This is a genomic window from Streptomyces sparsogenes subsp. cuspidosporus, assembly GCF_039532705.1.
In the GTDB taxonomy this organism is placed as follows: domain Bacteria; phylum Actinomycetota; class Actinomycetes; order Streptomycetales; family Streptomycetaceae; genus Streptomyces; species Streptomyces sparsogenes.
Map to the genome: position 1 here is coordinate 1 of NZ_BAAASD010000161.1, position 575 is coordinate 575.

Consider the following 575-nt stretch of genomic DNA (forward strand, 5'->3'; position numbering starts at 1 on the left):
TGGTGCTCGACACGGACCGGATCGCGGACCCACGCGGAGCTGGTCGCCGCCGGCGGTCGCCACGCTGAGCTCCGGGCGGCCCGGGCAACCTCGCGCCGAGCCGTCACGCCGCCGTAACCGGCCGCCGACGCAGCCGGGTCATGCTGCGGAGATCCCACGGAGGACCCGGTGTCAGGGTCCGGCCCGTCCGCGCCCGGACCGCGGGTCCGGCGACCCGGCGAACAGGAGTTCCCGATGCTCGACCTCGGCGCCAGGCGGTGTCTGCAGAGCCTCGATCCGACCGGGCTGGCGCGCTAGTGACAGGCCGCGCAGTTGGGCGCGCAGATGCTCGGGGGCGACGATGATCAGGCTCTTCAGCTCGTTGATCGCTTTGGTCCGGCTGACCAGCACGGCGGCCCGGGTGGCCAGGACCATCCGCAGCGCTTCGCGGAGCCCCCTGGCTCGAGGCAGGGTTTGAAATTCACGGGCCAGCGCCGTTCGGGCGGCGCGCACGGCGTCGAGGTGATCGTTCTTGGCGCCGCGGGCGCGCTTGGCGGCGCCCACCTCGACCACGGCTTCACCGGCCTCGGCCAGGG

1 protein-coding gene is annotated in these 575 nt (G+C 73.9%); it reads right to left on the bottom strand.

Features of this window, described 5'->3' with window-relative positions:
* Positions 1-171 precede the first annotated feature (171 nt).
* On the bottom strand, positions 172-575 hold a 404-nt coding region (locus ABFY07_RS42860; RefSeq protein WP_346179634.1), incomplete at its 5' end, for an IS110 family transposase.